Raw genomic sequence first — 18,850 nt, forward strand, 5'->3', positions numbered from 1 at the left:
CGCGTTCCAGGACCGGCGTCGGTTGGTCGACCGAGCCGCCCTCTGTCGCGGTGCGTATCGAGCTGCTCACATCGTCAGGCGCCGCCGAGCACCTCCGCGGTGGAAGCGTCGGCAGCGGCTGCCTCGCGCTGCTCTCGCCCCGGCATCGCCGATGTCAGCGCGGCGAGAAGCAGGGCGACACCGCAGATGGCACCCATCATCATGATGGCGCCGCCGAGGCTGTGCGAGCTGAAGAACACCGTGGTCAGCACCGCCAGTCCGACGGCATTGCCGACCTGTTCGATGGTCGGCAGCACCCCGGACGCCTCGGCCATCCGGTCGGCGTCCAACCCCGACAGCATCATCGGTTGCAGCTGCACGCCGAACACCCCGACACCGAAGCCGGCCGCGAACACCGGTCCCGCGCACAGCAGCGCACTGGCCACGCCGTCGACCAGGTACAGGTACACGCCGCCCGCGCCGATGCACCCACCGAACAGCGCTATCCCACCCGCGAGCGCCCAGATGTCGAAGCGCGGCACCAGGATCAGCGAGCCGATGGCACCCGCACCGGCGCCGAGGGCGAACAGGGTCATCACCATGCCGGTGAGCAGCGGCGAGTAACCGAGCACGTCCTGCATCGTGATCGATGCGGCGAACACGAACGCCGTGAACAGGCCGAAGAAGGCACCGACCAGCACCGAGCCGACCCGGAAACCGGTGTTGCCGAACAGTTCCAGGTGCACGAGTGGTGACGCACCGCGTGCGGTCCGTCGACGTTGCTGGGCGAGGAACACCACCGTGAGGGCCACGCCGGCACCGACGACCGCGACCAGGTGGAGGCGCCAGCCGTGCTGCTGGATCTGCGCCATGCCCGCGATCAGGGCGAACAGCCCGAGCCCGGACAAACCGGCACCGACCAGATCGAGGCGGTGGCGCCCTTCGGGTCTGTTGCGGTCGAGGAACTTCCAGGCCAGCGCGAACGCGAACAGCCCGATCGGCAGGTTGATCAGGAACACCGACCGCCAGCCCCAGCCACCGATGTCGAGGGTGAGCAGGACACCGCCGACGATCGGTCCGAGCATCCCGGCGAACCCGGCCACGCCGCCGTACAGCGCGAAGACCAGCGGGTGGCGTTCGCGCGGGAATCCGGCGGTGAGTATCGCGATGGTCTGCGCGGCCATCCCCGCCCCGGCCGCGCCCTGCGCCACTCGTGCGATCACCAATTCCGCTGCGCCGTCGGCCAGTCCGCACCACACCGACGCCGCGGTGAAGGCCGCGACCGACACCAGGAACATCGTGCGCCGCCCGACCATCGCCCCGATCCGGGCGGCGGTGAGCAGGGTGCAGGCGAAGGCCAGGGCGTATCCGGAGATCACCAGCAGCTGCGCCGAACGCGACGCACCGAGGTCGGCGGTCAGATTCGGCAGGGCGGTGTTCACGATCGTCACGTCGATCATCTGCATGAACACCGCGATCAGGCAGGCACCGAACGCCAGCCAGGCACCGAGTTCGGGCGTTCGCGATCGTTCGGTGACGGTCACGACACCAACTCCATCGTCGCGCGCGGAGCCGACATCGACATCTGTGTCGGGAAACTCAGCTGCACCAGCCGGTGTGGCGCCGCCACCTCGAAGTGGGCGAGGAACGGCGGCACCACGGACCCGACCATCTTGTCGAGCATCCCGTTCACGTGCTCGAAGCCCGGCCGCAACCGGACCTGCCAGCAGGAGAACACCCCGGCGGGCCCGGTGAGCACGACCTGTTTCTCCACCCGCACGAGCAATGGCCAGTGCACCGAGAACGCCAACCACACATCGACGGTCTCCATCAGCCCCTCGGCGAATTCCAGGCCGCGCAGCAGGGTGAGCCCGGCGGCGATCGGCATCACGTTCGCCGGGTAGGGCGTGGGCAGGCCACCGGGTTGCAGGTGCACCGTGTCGACGAAGTTCGCCTCCTCCCGTGACACCAGCGTCGATCCCGAGAAGGTCTGCGCGCGATAGGTTTCCGCGTGCAGGCGCCCATCGATGCGACCGATGCGCTGTTCGATCGTCATCACCGGCTCGCGCCCCTCACGATGCCGCTGAGCGGGGCCGACCTCGAGGGTCGTGTGGTAGCCGCCCCGGTTGTGCACGACCACCTGGGACACCTCCATCCCGCCGGGCTGTCCGGTGATGCCGACGTGATAGGTCGACTTCTCGCCGTCGGGGATGAACGGGTCACAGAAGATGGAGGGGACGAATTCTTCTCGGATCACGGCATCTCCGCGGCGCTGTCGATGATGGCTCCGAACACGGACTTCATGGTGTCGAGGTAGCGGCCCACGTTCTCCTGGGCGATCGCGGTGTCGGGGAAGATGACGCTCAGCGAGGTCTGTCCCGGCAACCGGTTGATCCAGATCAGCGCTTCCTCGGATGCGGCGCGGTTGGCGAACACGCCGGCGTGCAGGCTGTCGAACAGCTCGTTGCCGAGGAAGTCCCTGGCGTCGATGAAGGAGATCATCGGGGTCACCCAGCCCGGTTCGGCCTTGATCTCCGAATCGGCGGGTAGCAGTTCGAGGACGCGATGGAACGACGTGGGCGCCAACAGGAGTCCGCTGTCGTAGGCGCGCTGGGCGGTCCTGATCGCGCGCCCGATCGTCAGCCGTTGCGGGAGCGGGAACGCGACCGGAACCAGCGTCACATACCAGCCGACCGAATTGTTCTCCGCCGCCGAGGTTCTGGTGCTCACCGGGGTCATGCCGAAGTAGTAGTCCGACCCGACCAGTTCGCGTTCGGCCAGCGCGGCCGCGGCGAACACCCCGCCGGCGAAGTCGGCGCTGTTGGCCCGGCAGACCTCCTCGAAGCGCTCACCCTGTTCCTCGTCGAGCAGCACGATGCTGCGGTGGGCGCTGCGGTGGTATCCGTCGGTCTTCTCGCCGAGGTCGAGCGGGAAGCTCGGCAGCCGGTTGTCGTTGCCGCGCAACAACGCCAGCCACTTCTTGACCCCGGCCGAGGCCAGTGTCTGCTGATCGCTGAGGAACCGTTCGTTGCGGCAGTAGTCCAGGTAGCTCGCCGCGGGGGCGAGCGGTTCGGCCTCGGGCCACAGTTCGGCGGCGTAGAGCTGGGCGAAGTCGGCGGCCGAGAGGTACTGGCCGAGGCCGTCGGTGTGCAGGTGGTCCACGGCCAGGTAGACGGTGGTCGAGTCCTCGTGCTCGATGGCGCCGAAGGTGAAGCAATCCCATTGGAACGGACCGGGCGTGGTCTTCTCGACGTGCCGGCAGATCGCCTCGGGGTCGTCGATGTAGCCGTAGTCGACCGGGAGGAACTCCACCTCGGCCTCGGGAACGAGGTGGCGGCGCACCGTGCCACCCGCTTCGACGGTGAACCAGGTGCGGAACGTGTCGTGGCGCAGCAGGAACTTGTGGATCGCGCGGGTGATGGCGTCACGATCCAGTTCCGTGGCAGGGATGCGCGCGGTCACCAGGCACAGACCCGAGAAGCGGAAATCCGCACCCGCGTGCCGGGCCGCGAGGCGCAGATACTGTTCCTGCTGCAGCGACGGCGGCGCCGGGTGGGCCGGGGCTCGCGCCGCGCGCGCGACCGAGTCCGCCGAGGCGAACCAGGTCACGAGTCGTCCCGGCGCGGGCCGCCACTCGTCGATCAGACCGAACTCGACCATCAGTGCGATCCCGCCATCGAGACCTCGGACGCGCGGTCGACGGTCCACTGCTCCGGCACCTCGGTCGGCGCGGCGTCCTCCCCTGGTACCGGCACGACATCCGGAAGTGGCGGTGTGGCGGCGGGTTCCGAGGCGAGGATCAACTCGGCCACCTTCGGTCCGGCCTGCTCCAGGCTGAACGAGCGGCCCATCTGCATCGACATCAGGTCGATGCCGAGCGTCTTGGTGACGCGCGCGCCCAGCTCGACCGCCATCAGTGAATCCAGCCCGAGTTCGGGTACCGGCACGGTCATGTCGATCGACTCCACGGGCACGCCCATGACGACCGCGAGTTCCTCGGCCATCTTCCTGGCGATCGCGGGCCCACGCTTGGCCTCCTCCATCGCGGCCAATTCGGCTCGGAGCCTGGCCAATTCGGAGGTGTCCTTGGCGGAGGACTTCGCGAGTCCGGCGGTGCGGCCAGTGCGGATCAGCTGGGGAAAGGTGCCGGTCAGCTTCACCCAGTCGGTGGGGATGATCGCGGCGTTGGACGCGCCCAGACGCAAGGTCTGTTCCAGGTAGGCGGTGGCGTCGGCCATGTCGATCGGGCCGAAACCGACCAGGTCCAGGTACTTTTCGGCGGTTTCGTCCGACGCCATACCACCCGAGGCACCCGACAGGTGACCCCAGCCGATGCACAGGGCCCGCTCCCCCGCCGCCGCCCAGCGCCGGGCCAGGGTTTCCACCGCCACATTGGCGGCGCAGTAGTTGTACTGCCCATAGATCCCGTACATCGAGCCGCCCGAGGAGCACAGCACGAACATGTCCAGGGTGATACCCGCGTCCGCGACCGCCTGGTGGATCACCTGTGCGCCATGGACCTTGGGGCGGTAGACGCGGTCGAGTTCGGCCAGTTCCATCTTGGCCAGCCGGTTGTCGGCCACCGCGCCCGCCGCGTGGAACACCCCGCGCAACGGGTGCTCGTCGCTGTGCGCGCGGGCGATGATCGCCGCGACGGCACCCGCGTCGGTGACGTCGGCGAGTTCCTCCACCACTTCGATGCCGATCGAGCGCCACACCGCGAGCTGACGCTCGGCCGTGTCGGTGCTCGCACCACTGCGCCCGACCAGCACGAGGCGGCGCGCACCGCGCATGGCCAGCCACCGGCCGATCGCCATCCCGAACCCACCGAACCCGCCGGTGATGAGATAGCTCGCGTCCCCGTCGATTTCGAGGGGTGGCAGGTAGGGGCGCACGGGTGGTTGCGGGTCGTCCATGCGCAGCGCGACACGACCCACGCGCGAGGATCGCAGTGTCTCCTCGAAGGCCTGGCTCACTTCGTGCGTCTCGAACAGCTGATACGGCAGCGGGGTGTACACGCCCTCGGTGACCTTCTCGAACACCCGCTGCAGCAGCCGCGACAGACGTTGCGGGCGCACCGCGACCAGGCGGTCCAGGTCCATCGAGTAGTAGGCGAGGTTCTTGTCGAAGTTGGCCAGTTCCAGCAACCCACCGGTGTAGATGTCGGCCTTGCCGACCTCGACGATGCGGCCGAATTCGGCCGCGGCATTGAAGTTCTGGCGCAGGATCTCGCCGGGGGCACTGCTGATGATCACGTCGGCGCCCGCGCCGCCGGTCAAGGCGAGCACGTCGTCGACGAAGTTGAGCGAACGCGAGTTCACCGCGAAGTCGGCACCCATCGCCAGCACATGCTCACGGCGCTCGGGCGAGCTCGCCGTGCCGATGATGCGGGCGCCGATCGCCTTGGCCACCTGGATGGCCGCGGTGCCGACACCGCCCGCGGCGCCGTGGATCAGCACCGTCTCCCCCGGCTCCAGCCTGGCCAGGTCGTGCAGGGCGTATTCGGCCGTGCCGAAGGCGATGGTGCTGGTGCAGTAGGCGGGATCGGTGTCGGGGGGAACCACCACCGCCAGTTCCCGGTCGACCGTGGCGAACCGGCGCATCATGCCCTTGGAAGCCACCGCGACCTTGTCGCCCACCGACACATCGGTGACGCCCGCACCGACGCGCACGACGGTGCCCATGCCCTCCATACCGGGCACGGTGCCGAAATAGGTCGGGGCGAGCTCACGCTCACCGAGCAGACCGATGATCTTGAGCGGGTCCTTGTAGTTCAACCCGATCACCGCCATCGCGACCTCGATCTCCCCGGCACCCGGCGCCACGCGTGGGCACTGCCGCCACGCGACCTGCGACAGCAGGCGAGTGCGCGGCATGTCCAGTTCGAAGTTGGCCTGCGGGTCGGTGAGCGGGTGCGCTGTCTCGAGTTCCTCGATGCGCTCGGGCAGCGGTTTGGTCACCACCGGGGCGAGACGGACTCCGCCGCGCAGCAGCACCTCGTCGCTGTTGTCGAGCGAGAACGCCCCCGGCACACCGAGTTCGGTGACCAGATCGGCGATCGGCGTGTCCGGTTCGGTGTCGATCAGGCGCCAGCGCAGCGGGGTCTGTTCGTTGAGCAACACGCGCCGCGCGCCGGCGAACGCGGCCTGTCTCGGGTCGGGCGCGACGTCGCCGCCGGGCGTGGCGAAGGCGGATTCGGTGATCAGGGTGGCGTGCACGGTGCCGTCGCCGAAGTGGATCTGCGGTGCGGCGCCTTCGACGGTGGGGGTGACGTATTCCGAGATCGCGACCGCGATGCGCTTGAGCGTCCACAGGTCGGCGACATCGTCGTCGCCCGCTCCCGCCACCACACAGACATGCACGCGGTCGGTTCCCTCGGCCTCGGCCGCGGTGAGATTCGCGACCAGGTCCGCTTCGAGCTGCTCGCCGGCCGGGTCGACGACATAGACCCGGGATCCGGGGACGGCGGCGGCGAGCCGGGCCGGGCGTGGGCTCTCACCGAGCGCGACGACCACCGTGGACACCGTCCCGGCCTCGGCCAGCGCCGCCGGGTCGAGCGGCTCGCGTTCCTCGAGCGTCTCGGCGTAGTAGAAGTCGGCCATCCGGTGCAGTGGGTCGTCGCCGGGTTTGAGCGCGCCGATCTGCAGTCCCGTCAAGCGCGCCACCAGCTTCCGGTCCTCATCGAGCAGGTCGACATCGGCACGCAGCCGGGCCTTCGAGTCGCGACGGGCGATGACGGTGATCCGCGCGGGCAGGTCGGCGAGCAGGCGCACCGCCGTCACCCCGACGGGCACCATGACGCCCTCGTTGATCCGTTCGTCGGTGAACAGCATGGCCGCACACTGCATGGCGGCGTCGACCACGGCCGGATGCGCCAGGTGCCCGGAGTCGGCGGCGATGCCGCCGTCGACGGTGGCCAGCACGACATCGCGGCCGACGCGCACCGAGGTCACCCGCTGGAAGGACGGACCGTACTGCAGACCCGCCGAGGCGAGTCCCGCGTAGAACATGGCCGGGTCGACATCGACGCCGACGTCGATCGTTGGCAGTTCGACCTCGGTCTGTTCGTGCGCGCCGGTCAGGGTGCGTCCGGTCGAGTGCACCGTCCAGGCCGTTCCGGTGGCGCTGCGGGAGCGGATCAGGAACCGGCCGCTGGCCTCCTCCACACTCATCGCGACCAACGGCACATCGGGGGCGCCCATCACGAGCGGCGCGACGAACCGGACCCCCTCCAGCGCGACCTGCCTGCTGCCGATCCGCTGCGCGGTGGCACTGAGCGCGGCATCGAGATAGGCCGCACCCGGCATGATCTTGACGCCGTTGACCACGTGGTCGGCCAGCCAGGGCAGCAACTGGGTGCCGACCTGGAGCAGCCATTCGGGGCGGCCCTCGACGTCGGGGTCACCGAGCATGGCGTACGTGCCGGGCGTGCCGAGGCGGGCCTGTTCGAACAGCGGCAGCGCCGAGTGCAGGCGGGTGCGCTGCCAGGGGTAGCGCGGCAGCGGCACGTGCGCGGTGGGAACAGCCGGGAACAGCCGTTCGCGGTCGAGGACACCGGCCGCGTGCAGGCCGATGAGGGTGCGCCGGAGGCTGTGCGAGTCGGACTGTTCGCGGTCGAGGGTCGGCACCGTGGTGCCGTTGACGTCCGCGTCGACCATGGCCTCGCGGATATTGCCCGACAGCACCGGGTGCGGGCCGACCTCGAGGAACACCCGGTTGCCCGCGGCGAGCAGCGTGCCGATCGCGGCGTGGAACCGCACGGGCTCACGGACATTGGACCACCAGTACTCGGCGTTCCAGGCGCCCTCGGTGACGAGTTCGCCGGTCACCGACGAGTACAGCGGCACGGTGGGCGCCTGCGGGGCCAGGTCGGCGAGTACCTCGCGCAGTTCGTCGTGGATCGGCTCCATCAGGCGGCTGTGGTAGGGCACCTCCACCCGCAGCCTGCGGGCGAAGATCCCGTCCTCGGTGAGCTTCTCGGCGATCTCGTCGAGCCGGTCGACATCGCCGGACAGGGTGAGCGAGGTGGGGCTGTTGATCGCGGCGATGTCGACGCTCGGGTCGTCGCCGATCAGCGCGGTCACCTGGTCGGTGCTCAGCCCGACCGCCAGCATGCCGCCGGTGCCCGCCGTGGTGGCCTGCAGACGGGCGCGGTGATAGGCCACTCGCACCGCGTCTTTCAGCGAGAGCATGCCGCTGACGTAGGCCGCCGACACCTCGCCCACACTGTGGCCGACGATGGCGGCCGGGGTGATGCCGTATTCGGCCAGCTCACGCACCAGACCGACCTGGACGACGAAGTTGGCGGGCTGGGCGACCTCGGTGCGGGTGACCCGCGACTCGTCCTCGGGCCTGTTCAGCTCCTCGATGATCGACCATCCGGACAGTGCCAGGAACTCGGCGTCGATCTCGCGGGCGGTCTCGGCGAACACGCCGCCGGCGGCGAGCAGTTCGCGGGCCATCTTCCAGTGCTGCGGTCCCATGCCGGAGAACACGAACACCGGTTCGGCGGCGGCCGAGGACACCGTGCGGGTCGCGTCGCGGCCGCCGCCCGAAGCGTATTCGTGCAGTTCGCGAACCAGCTCGCCGGTGTCGCCGTCGAGCAGCACACCGGTGCGGAAGGGGTGCTGGGCCATGCGGGTCCAGGCCGCCTCGGCCAGGCGCTGCGGGTCGGCGCCCGAGGTGATGAGGTCGGCGAACCGGCCTGCCAAGGCGCGCGCCGCGCCGGTGCTGCGCGCCGAGATGGGCAGAATGCCGAGGTGTCGAGGAGGTTCGGCCTGCGCCTGGGCCGGGGCGCGGAACTCCTGCAGGATCGCGTGCGCGTTGGTACCGCCGTAACCGAAACCGTTGACCGCCACGGACATCGGTCCCGCGTCGGCGGGCAGGGGCTGTGCCTCGGTCTGCACGTGCAGACCGAGTTCGTCGAAGGGGATGTCGGGGTTGGGGTTCTCGAGCCAGCCCTGCGGCGGCAGCGTGCGATGGCGAAGGGCCAGCGCCGCTTTGATCACACTCGCCACGCCCGCGGCGGCCTCGGTGTGGCCGATCGTCGCCTTCACCGAACCGACACCGATGGTGCCCGAGCGGCCCGACGGTGCGCCGAAAACCCTGCCGAGCGCTCGCAATTCGACCGGATCGCCGACGAGGGTTCCGGTGCCGTGCGCCTCCAGATAGGTGATCCGGTCGGGGGCGATGCCCGAGCGTTCGCACACGGTGCGTGCCAGCGCCTCCTGGGAGTCGACATTGGGCACGGTGATCGCGGTGGTCCGCCCGTCCTGGTTCGAGCCCGTCGCCTTGATGACCGCGTACACCCGGTCACCGTCGCGCACGGCGTCGTCGAGTTTCTTGAGCACCACCATGCCCGCGCCCTCACCTCGGCCGTAGCCGTCGGCGGTGGCGTCGAAGGACTTGCACCGGCCGTCGGCGGCCAGGAAGCCGCCCTTGCACATCAGGACGAAGGTCTCGGGCTGCAACATCACGTTGACCCCGCCCGCGACAGCGACCCGGCAGTCGTCGTTGTCGAGCGCCTGGCAGGCCAGGTGCAGCGCGACCAGCGACGACGAGCACGCGGTGTCCACCGTGATCGCCGGGCCGACCAGGTTCAGCGCGTAGGCGATGCGGTTGGACAGCATCGTGTAGGAGGCGCTGGCCGGGGTGTGCATGTCGGTGTGGAACAGCGCCGGTCCCACGACGCCGATCACCGACTGGTCGACCACGAAGCCGCCGACGTACACGCCGACCCGCTCGCCCGCGACCTGCCCGGCGATGCCCGCGTCGTCGAGCGCCTCCCAGGTCACCTCGAGCATCAACCGCTGCTGCGGGTCGAGCACGGTGGCCTCGCGCGGTGAGATCCCGAAGAAGTCGGGATCGAACTGCCAGGGATCTATGGTCATGAAGGCGCCGTGCTTGGTGTAGCTGCGACCCGGCGTGCGCGGCTCGGGGTCGTAGTAGCGGCGCCAATCCCAGCGATCGGCGGGCACCTCGACGACACCGTCACGCTTGTCCACGACGAAGTCCCAGAACGATTCCGGCGAATCGATTCCGCCCGCGAACCGGCAACCGATTCCGACAATGGCAATATCCGACACGCAATTTCCTCCGGTTTCGACCGGTCTGTGGCAACTGACCGTTTGATGTCAACGTAGAAGCCCGGCACCGCGCCGATCGTTCGATAACCGACGTCTGACATTTCTGACTGACACGCGCGCGTACTCCTGTGATCTGCCCCAGCAGGCGAGGTCACGGCTCACAGCGAAATTCCGGGATCGATTGTGACCGACCGCAATATCGCTGTTTCCCGACCGAAAAGTCGCTCGACAATGACAAGTTCGACCCCATCGCGAAATGTCGTTGGGAGCCGGATGTGTACGCCGAATTGAGGCAGTGGGGCGATACCGTCGTGCGGCGCAGGTACGCCGTCATCGTGACGGTGGTCGCGGGATTGCTGGCGCTGGGAGCCTATGGTCTGGGGCTGGGCGCCGACCTGAGCTCGAGCGGATTCGACGATCCTTCCTCGGAGGCGGTGCGCGCGACGCACGTGCGCGACAACGCCTTCGGGCGCGATCACAGCTCGGATCTGCTACTGGTGTTCCGCGCACCGGACGGGACGACCATCGACGACCCCGCCTTCGCCGCCACCGTCGTGGCGGGGCTCAACGACCTGCCACAACGGTTCCCCGACCGGATCGACCGGGTCAACGGCGCGTACTGGCCGACCGATACCGGGATGGCGTTGCCCGAGGTGTTCGGCTCACCGGCGCGCGACACGGCGTTCGCCTCGATCGCGATCACGGGCCTGGACCCCACCGAGCAGGGCCGCAACTATCGGGAGATCGCCGACGAGCTCACGATTCCCGGAGTCCGGATGGAGGTGGCGGGCGGGCAGCCGGTCGCCGCCGCGTTGAACGACACGATGGTCGAAGATCAGCGGCGGGTGGAGCTGTTCGCCGTCCCCGTCGTCGCGGTGTTGCTGTTCTTCGTGTTCGGTGGTGTCGTCGCCGCCGCGCTGCCGCTGATCGTCGGCGGGCTGACCATGCTCGGCGCCTGGGGTCTGCTACGCCTGCTCACCACCGTGACCGAGGTGAATTCCTTTGTGTCACCAGTGGTCTCGATGATCGGGCTCGGCCTGGCCATCGACTACGGGCTGTTCGTGCTCAGCCGGTTCCGGGAGGAACTGGCCGAGGGCCGGTCGGTGGAGGACGCGGTGCGCAACAGTGTGTCCACCGCGGGGCGCACCGTACTGTTCTCGGCGCTGATCGTGGTGGTCGCGGCGGCGGGCATTCTGGTGTTCCCCCAGGGACTGCTCCGCTCGTTCGCCTACGGCGCGATGATCACCATCACGCTGGCCGCGCTCACCTCCATCTCGCTGCTGCCCGCGATGCTCGCGGTGCTCGGCAGGCGGGTCGACCGGTTCGGTGTCGACTGGTTCCGCAAGCCGGTCGCCCGCGACCCCGACAATGCCTGGGGCAGGCTGGCCGCCGCGGTGATGAGACGCCCGCTCGCGGTGGCGGTTCCGGTCTGTCTCGGTCTGCTGGTGCTGATCTTCCCGATCCAGCACCTGGCCTTCGGGTCCGTCAACGAGAAGTTCCTGCCGCCGACCCACCCCACCCGGCTGGCCCAGCAGCATTTCGACGAAGCGTTCCCGCTGCGCCAGATCGACCCGGTCGACCTCGTGATCGTCACCTTCGATCCCGCAACCGCCGATGTCGTGCGCGCCGATGCGAACCGGGCCCCCGGCCTGGCCGCGCCGTTCGCCGAGCCGATGCGGTCACCGTTCCAGCCTCAGGTGCTCACCACCGGCACCGTGCTGACCGAATCCTCAGACGCCGAGGCGACGATCGAGTACCTGCGGTCGATGCCGCTGCCGCCGGGCACCACGCTGCTGGTGGGTGGTCAACCCGCCGTCGAGAAGGACAGCATCGACGCACTGGTGACGCGGATGCCGCTGATGATCGCGTTCGTCTTCCTGGCCAGCACGCTGCTGCTGGCGCTGACCTTCGGCTCGGTGGTGTTGCCGTTGAAGGCCGCGGCGCTGAATCTGCTCGGGCTCGGTGCCACACTCGGTGTCCTCACCTGGGTGTTCGTCGAGGGCCACGGTGCGGGCGTGTTCGGTTTCACGCCACAACCGGTCATGGCGCTGGTTCTGGTGATCATCGTGTCGGTGATCTACGGCCTGTCCACCGATTACGAGGTGTTCCTGCTCTCGCGCATCGTCGAGGCCAGGGCGGCGGGCGCGTCCACCACCGAGGCGGTGCGGGCCGGGGTCGCCGGAACCGGGCGGATCATCACCGCCGCCGCCCTGATCCTGCTGGTGGTGACCGGCGCGTTCGCGCTGTCGGAACTGCTGATGATGCAGTACATCGCCTTCGGGATGGTCACCGCGCTGCTGATCGACGCGACCGTGCTGCGGTTGGTGCTGGTGCCCGCGTCCATGCGGTTGCTCGGGGACGCCTGCTGGTGGGCGCCGCGCTGGTTGGTCCGGCAGCGACCCCAGCTCGAATCCGCTTCTCCCACATCCGTTCCCGCACCGGTTGCCGTCCGCGAACGGGACTGACGTGAATCTCCGCAGCCTCGACGCACCCGCGCCGCCCGTCGGCGCACTGCCTGCCTTCGCCTGGCGGGAGGTGTCGGTGGTCGCGGCCGTGGCGGGGACCCTGTTCCTGATCCGTCTCGACCGCTATCGCATCGGCGGTGACGAACTGTATTTCCTCGCGGCCGGGCGGCATCCGTCGGTGAGTTACGCCGATCAGGGGCCGCTGGTTCCGTTGCTGGCCGCACTGTCGGATCAGCTGGCGCCGGGTTCGGTCGTGGCATTGCGCTTGCCCGCGTTGCTGTTCACGGTGGCGGCCGTCGTCCTCAGCGCGGTGATGGTCCGGGAGTTCGGTGGCGGACGACTCCCCCAGACCGTCGCCGCGCTGGCTTATGCGACCACCCCGATGGCGGTGATGCAGTCGGCGATGCTGAGCACCTTCGCCCTCGACGTCACGCTCACGGCGGTGCTCGCGTGGCTGCTGATCCGGTGGGTGCGCACGCGCGCGGACGGGCTGTTGATCGCGGCGGGGGTCGTGGCGGCACTCGACTTCCAGGTGAAGTGGCTGATTCCGATCATCTGGGCGGTGCTCGCGTTCGGTGTCGCGGTGTTCGGTCCGCGCGAGATGCTGCGGCGGCCCGCGTACTGGGTCGGCTCGGCGCTGTTGGTCGGCTCGGCGGTGCCGATTCTGTGGTGGCAGCACAACAATGGCTGGCCGCAGCTGGCCATGGGCGCGGTCGTGCGCGACGAACAGCTCGCTACGGCCGGGGTGCTCGCGGCGCCCTGGACGACGATCCAGGTCACCGGGGCGGGTGGGTTGCTGCTGCTCGCGGGGATGTGGGCGGGGCTACGCTCGCCACGATTCCGGCCTTATCGGTTTCTGATCCCGATGATCGCGATCGGGCTGAGCGGGGTGGTGCTCGCGGGCCTGCGCCCCTATTTCGTGGCCGGGGCCTTTCCCGGCCTGTTCGCCGCCGGCGCGGTATATCTGGCGGACCGGGGGCTGTCTCGCCGGGGACTGGTGTTCGGCGGGGCGATCGCCGGGCTGGCCACGACGGTCTGTGTCGCACTCGTGCTCGCCCTGCCCCGACCGGAATCGGCGCTGCGGACGGCCACCGAGAACTACGCCCAGATCCATTCGCGCAGTGTGCTGTTCGGGCCGAGCGGCTGGGACGACCTGGTCGGCTCGGTGCGGCGAACCTACGAGCAACTGACGCCGCAACAGCGCGCCGGTCTGGTGATCGTGACCCAGAACTACTGGCAGGCGGCGGCACTCGAGCACTACGGACCCGCGGCCGGTCTGCCCGAGGTGTACAGCCCCAATCGGGGCTACGGCTACTTCGGCGCACCACCGGACAGCGCGACCACGGTGCTGTACGTCGGCGTGGACGGCCCGGAGGGGGGTCTGCGCACCGGTTTCGCGCACAGCATCCCACTCACCCGCCTCGACGAACCGCTGGGCTTTCCCGGTGTGAACCGCGGTGTGGCGGTGTGGTTGTGCACCGGACCGAGCCGCGCCTGGTCGGTGCTGTGGCCAGACGCCGAAGACCTGCGCCTGGTCGACGGAACGACAAGACACGCGCGATGAACGGAGCGATGACAGTGCTGCATTCGATGCTGCGACGGCTCGTCCTGTCGGTGGTGCTGGCCGCCGCGGGCCTCCCCGTCGCCGTGGCCGCACAGGCCGCCCCGGACCTCGTAGCCGCCCGGGCCATGGACGCGGCCCGCCCCGCCCCGAACGGCTCGTTCGCGGTGGCCGCCGCGGCGAACGGCCCGGGCCGGGTGATCGACCTGACGGTGCATTCGGCGGCCATGAACCGCCCGATCACCGTCGCGGTGATTCCGGCGGCCGATCCCGAAGCACCCGCCGGTGCGCTGTATCTGATCAACGGTGTCGACGGCGGCACCGACACCCCGGACTGGCGCGAGGGCAGCAACTGGTTCACCAAAACCGACGCCCTGGATTTCTTCGTGGGCAAGCAGGCCACCGTCGTGATGCCGATCGGTGGCGCGGGCACCTTCTACACCGACTGGCAGTCCGACGACCCCGGCACCGGCCGCAACCGCTGGCTCACCTTCCTCACCACCGAACTGCCACCGATCATCGACTCCGCCTTCCACGGCACCGGCCGCGACGCCGTCGCGGGGCTGTCCATGGCCAGTTCGGCGGTGTTCCGGATGGCACAGGAAGCCCCGCGACGTTTCCGGATGGTCGGCTCCTTCAGCGGGTGCGTGCAGACCAGCAATCCGGCAGGCCAGGCGATGGTCGCCTCGATCGTCACCGCGCGCCGCGGCAATCCGCTGAACATGTGGGGGCCGCCCACCGACCCGGCCTGGGTCGCCAACGACGTGGCACTCAATGCCGAGCGGCTGCGTGGGGTGGGGGTGTACGTGAGCACGGGCAACGGCATGCCCGGCCCGCTGGACACCCTCGACGGCCCGGGCATCGGGAACAGTCCCCTCAAACTGATCGACCAGCTGGTGATCGGCGGCGTGCTCGACGGGATCACCGTGGTGTGCACCAAGCTGCTGCGTGACCGGCTCGCCGCACTCGGCATCCCCGCCGACTTCGACTTCCGTCCGGCGGGCACACATTCCTGGGGTTACTGGGAACAGGACATGCACACCTACTGGGAGCGCGTCGCCCCGCTGCTCGCGCCGTAGGGCTCAGATCAGTTCGGCCACTTGCGAATCCGTCAACACCACCGGCGACACGGCGTCCTGGGCGCGGACCAGGCGGACGCCGCGATACAGCGGTCGTTCGTCGAGCCCGGCGTCGCGCGCCTCGGCCCGCAACTGGGCGACCAGCACTTCGGAGATGGCGACCGCGGCCACCAGTGGCGCCGAGGCCAGAGCATCCGCCAGTGTGCGCAGGCCGAGCAGGTGCAGCTCCCGGCCGGTGCCCGCGTCGGTGTACATGGCCAGCGGCACCAGCTGGGTTTCCTGCCCCGCCGTCACGCGCAGCACGATGCGGCTGAGCCGGCCGGGAAACACCAGCAGTTGCGCACCTGAGGTGTCGGCGAGATCGATCCGACGTTCACCGACGAGGCGATGAGCGTGGATCACGGTGCCGTCCAACCACATCCGCCTGCGCTTGAACGCCATCGCGTACGCGAGCGTGGGGACCGCGACGATCAGGCCGAGCAGGACGGCGTAGGTCCAGCTCAACCAGATCGAGGTCACCAGCGTCACCACGACACCCACGGCGAACGCGCCGAGCGAGAGTTTGCGCAGCATGGGGGCGAACACCTCGGGTGCGACCAGATCGATGCCGATCGGTTCCGTCGCCGGTCGCCCGGAATCCCCGCTCACCACAGTCCCTCTCACCGCCGCCGGCCCGCCCGGCGTGGGGCGCGGTCAGATTACCGCGCCCCGTGCACGCCGCCTGCTAGCGGCCGAGGCCCGCTCGCAGGACCCCGACGACCTCGCCGAGCGGCACCTGGCGTTGGTCGCCGGTGGCCATCTCCTTGACGCCGATCTCGTTGGTCTCGAGATCGCGGTCGCCCAGGACCAGCGTGAACTTCGCGCCGGACCGGTCGGCGCCCTTCATGGCACCCTTCATGCCGCGCCCACCGTAGGCCAGGTCGACGCTGATACCCGCGCCGCGCAGCTCACCGGCCAGCGTGACCATCCGCGCCTTGGCCGCGTCACCGAGGGCGACGCCGTAGACCTGGCAGCGCGCCGGATCGGCGGCCGACTTGCCCTCGGCGGCCAGCGCGAGCACGGTTCGGTCGACACCGATACCGAAGCCGATACCCGACAGCGGCTGCCCGCCGAGCTCGGCCATCAGCCCGTCGTAGCGCCCGCCACCACCGATGCCCGACTGGGCGCCGAGCTGGTCGTGCACGAACTCGAAGGTGGTCTTGGTGTAGTAGTCCAGGCCGCGAACCATGCGGGGGTTCACCACGTACGGCACCCCGAGGGCGTCGAGGTGGGCGAGCACCTGCTCGAAGTGGGCCTTGGCCGATTCCGACAGGTGGTCGATCATCAGCGGCGCGTCGGCGGTGAGCTCGCGAACCTCCGGACGCTTGTCGTCGAGCACGCGCAGCGGGTTGATCTCCGCGCGGCGGCGGGTCTCCTCGTCCAACGGCAGCTCGAACAGGAACTGCTGCAACAGTTCCCGGTACTGCGGGCGGCAGGTCTCGTCACCGAGCGAGGTGATCTCCAACCGGAAACCGTCCAGGCCGAGCGCCCGGAAACCGGCGTCGGCGACGGCGATCACCTCGGCGTCGAGCGCCGGATCGTCCACGCCGATCGCCTCGATGCCCACCTGCTGCAGCTGCCGGTACCGACCGGCCTGCGGTCGCTCGTACCGGAAGAACGGTCCCGCGTAGCACAGCTTGATCGGCAGCTGACCGCTCTTGTCGAGCCCGTGCTCGATCACCGCCCGCATCACGCCCGCGGTGCCCTCGGGACGCAGGGTGAAGCTTTCGCCTTTGCGGTCGGCGAAGGTCCACATCTCCTTGCTGACCACGTCGGTCGACTCGCCGACACCCCGCGCGAACAGGGCGGTCAGCTCGAATATCGGCAGCTCGATGTGCCCGTACCCGGCCAGTCGGGCGGCATGAACCAGCCCGTCGCGCACGGCGACGAACTCGGCCGAACCGGGCGGCACGTAATCCGGAACCCCCTTCGGGGCACTGAAGCTGCTGGTCTTGGTCACGATCACCCAGTTTTCCCCACGGGCGCCCTCCGCGTCCAACCGGTTACCCTCTAGGCGAACCTGACGACACGGGAGGAACGCGGTAGTGCCGAGTAACGAACAGCGACGGGCGGCGGCCAAGCGCAAGCTGGAGCGCCAGCTGGCACGACGGGCCGAGCAGGAGAAGAAGCGCAAGCGCCTGACGATCGCCGGGTCGGTACTCGGCGTGATCGTGGTCGCGGCCGCGGGCGTCGGGGTGTACTTCCTCACCAAGGGCGACGACTCGTCCTCGGCGAACGCCGAGTCGTCGTCGGCGGTGCCGACGACCACGTTCGTCAACACGCCGCTCGACCTACCCGCACCGCCGCCGCCTGCCCCCAAGCCGGCGACGGTGGACTGCTCGTACCCGGCCGACGCCGAGCCGCCCGCCAAGCCGGTGACGGCGCCCGCGGTGACCTCGGTGGCCACCGGTGGTCCCGAGGTGAAACTGTCGATCGACTCCACCCAGGGCCCGATCGGCCTGTCACTGAACAGCGCACAGGCGCCGTGCTCGGTCAATTCGCTCGTGAGCCTGGCCCAGCAGGGCTACTTCGACAAGACCAGTTGCCACCGCATCGTGGCCAGCCCCGGTTTCGGCATCCTGCAGTGCGGTGACCCGACGGCCACCGGCTCGGGCGGCCCCGGCTACAGCTTCGACAACGAGTACCCCACCGATCTGTACCCGAACGGTGACCCGGCACTGAGTCAGCCGGTGAACTACAAGCGCGGCGTGATCGCCATGGCCAACGCGGGTATCTCGCCCGAGGGCAAGGGCACCAACGGCAGCCAGTTCTTCCTCGTCTTCGGCGACACCGAACTGCCGCCGAAGTACACCATTCTCGGCACCATCGACGAGGCAGGCCTGGCCACCTTGGACAAGGTCGCGGGCGCGGGCGTCGAGGGTGGCGCCCAGGACGGCGGCCCGGCGATGCCGATCTCGTTCAACACCGTCAAGGTGGGCTGACACCCCAGCTGTCACGACACGGGCCGGACGCTTCGGGTGTCCGGCCCGTTCGTCGTTTTCAGGGTAGGCTCAGATGTCCACTTCCACAGCGGCATCGGGGAGCAGTCATGGCGGAACTCGACGACATCGGCAGCGAAACGGCGGCGATGATGCGCACCATGCTGCAGATGGCAACCCTGGTCGCCCTCAAGTCGCGCGAACACGGTCAGAAAGAGGCCGAGTCCCGCGCCAAGGCGATCGAGGCGAAGATGAAGGAAGCGCGCGAACTGCAGATTCGCGAGGCGCGCGACCTCAAGGCCAAGGACCCGCGCAATATCGAGCTCAAGCAGATGATGACGGTTGGTCAGAACAAAACGCAGGCGAAAGGCCTGTCGTTGCAGAAGGACCCGTCCTCACCGTTCGCGACGAGTTCGGCCGCCGCGACAGCGACCAAGAGTGTGGAGGCGCCGCAGCTCGGGTACGACTCGACCGAACGCCGTGCCGCCATCGCAGCGCATCTGCAGCGGGCCGGTGTGGCACCGGAATTGAGTCAGGTACGGATGCTCATGGAGATGAGCCAGGGCATTTCGCCCGAGGAAGCGCTGCGGATACGCGACGTGCCGACCCGCCACGTGGGGACCCGTGAGCGCGGGATCGAGTCGCGCGGGATCGAGCGCGGCCGCTGACCCGGGGCGCTCACCGCCCCGGACCGTCGACGCGG

Annotated in this window: 11 protein-coding genes; 5 read left to right on the forward strand and 6 right to left on the reverse strand. The window is 69.3% G+C overall.

What is annotated here, in order from left to right; all coding sequences use genetic code 11:
- Positions 1-74 precede the first annotated feature (74 nt).
- Genes AB0I35_RS05530 through AB0I35_RS05545 form a run of 4 tightly spaced genes read right to left on the reverse strand, consistent with a single transcriptional unit; the run spans position 75 to position 10,064 of the window.
- Positions 75-1,523 carry an MFS transporter gene (locus AB0I35_RS05530; RefSeq protein ID WP_357394549.1) on the reverse strand — a complete coding sequence of 483 codons (1,449 nt, stop codon included), beginning with the start codon at positions 1,521-1,523 and terminating at the stop codon, positions 75-77.
- Complete coding sequence (locus AB0I35_RS05535; protein ID WP_357394550.1) at positions 1,520-2,236, reverse strand: hypothetical protein; 717 nt, start codon at positions 2,234-2,236, stop codon at positions 1,520-1,522. The genes AB0I35_RS05530 and AB0I35_RS05535 overlap by 4 nt, the downstream gene beginning before the upstream one ends.
- Positions 2,233-3,639: a condensation domain-containing protein gene (locus AB0I35_RS05540; protein ID WP_357394551.1), complete on the reverse strand. Its 1,407-nt coding sequence runs from the start codon at positions 3,637-3,639 to the stop codon at positions 2,233-2,235. The genes AB0I35_RS05535 and AB0I35_RS05540 overlap by 4 nt, the downstream gene beginning before the upstream one ends.
- A complete protein-coding gene (locus tag AB0I35_RS05545; RefSeq protein ID WP_357394552.1) occupies positions 3,639-10,064 on the reverse strand; it encodes a type I polyketide synthase in 6,426 nt (2,141 codons plus the stop codon). The genes AB0I35_RS05540 and AB0I35_RS05545 overlap by 1 nt, the downstream gene beginning before the upstream one ends.
- Positions 10,065-10,339: 275 nt before the next feature.
- On the opposite strand from AB0I35_RS05545, the gene AB0I35_RS05550 reads away from it, so the two are divergent.
- From AB0I35_RS05550 to AB0I35_RS05560, 3 genes are read left to right on the forward strand one after another with little or no spacing between them, the layout of a single operon-like run.
- Positions 10,340-12,529 carry an MMPL family transporter gene (locus AB0I35_RS05550; protein WP_357394553.1) on the forward strand — a complete coding sequence of 730 codons (2,190 nt, stop codon included), beginning with the start codon at positions 10,340-10,342 and terminating at the stop codon, positions 12,527-12,529.
- 1 nt (position 12,530) lies between these two features.
- On the forward strand, positions 12,531-14,093 hold the full coding sequence (locus AB0I35_RS05555) for a glycosyltransferase family 39 protein (protein ID WP_357394554.1): 1,563 nt from the start codon (positions 12,531-12,533) through the stop codon (positions 14,091-14,093).
- 8 nt (positions 14,094-14,101) lie between these two features.
- The gene (locus AB0I35_RS05560; protein WP_357394555.1) at positions 14,102-15,169 is read left to right on the forward strand and encodes an alpha/beta hydrolase family protein; all 1,068 of its coding nucleotides are present in this window, start codon (positions 14,102-14,104) and stop codon (positions 15,167-15,169) included.
- Positions 15,170-15,172: 3 nt separating this feature from the next.
- Here the strand turns inward: AB0I35_RS05560 and AB0I35_RS05565 are convergent, their stop codons facing one another.
- Complete coding sequence (locus AB0I35_RS05565; RefSeq protein ID WP_357394556.1) at positions 15,173-15,817, reverse strand: hypothetical protein; 645 nt, start codon at positions 15,815-15,817, stop codon at positions 15,173-15,175.
- A gap of 76 nt (positions 15,818-15,893) precedes the next feature.
- Positions 15,894-17,168: a histidine--tRNA ligase gene (gene hisS / locus AB0I35_RS05570; RefSeq protein WP_357394558.1), complete on the reverse strand. Its 1,275-nt coding sequence runs from the start codon at positions 17,166-17,168 to the stop codon at positions 15,894-15,896.
- Positions 17,169-17,253: 85 nt separating this feature from the next.
- Here hisS and AB0I35_RS05575 point away from each other — a divergent pair, with 85 nt between their 5' ends.
- Positions 17,254-18,150: a peptidylprolyl isomerase gene (locus AB0I35_RS05575; protein WP_357394559.1), complete on the forward strand. Its 897-nt coding sequence runs from the start codon at positions 17,254-17,256 to the stop codon at positions 18,148-18,150.
- Positions 18,151-18,257: 107 nt separating this feature from the next.
- A complete protein-coding gene (locus AB0I35_RS05580) occupies positions 18,258-18,815 on the forward strand; it encodes a hypothetical protein (protein ID WP_357394560.1) in 558 nt (185 codons plus the stop codon).
- Positions 18,816-18,850: the final 35 nt, after the last annotated feature.

The sequence above is a fragment of the Nocardia sp. NPDC050378 genome (assembly GCF_040655675.1).
GTDB classification, from domain to species: Bacteria; Actinomycetota; Actinomycetes; order Mycobacteriales; family Mycobacteriaceae; genus Nocardia; species Nocardia coubleae.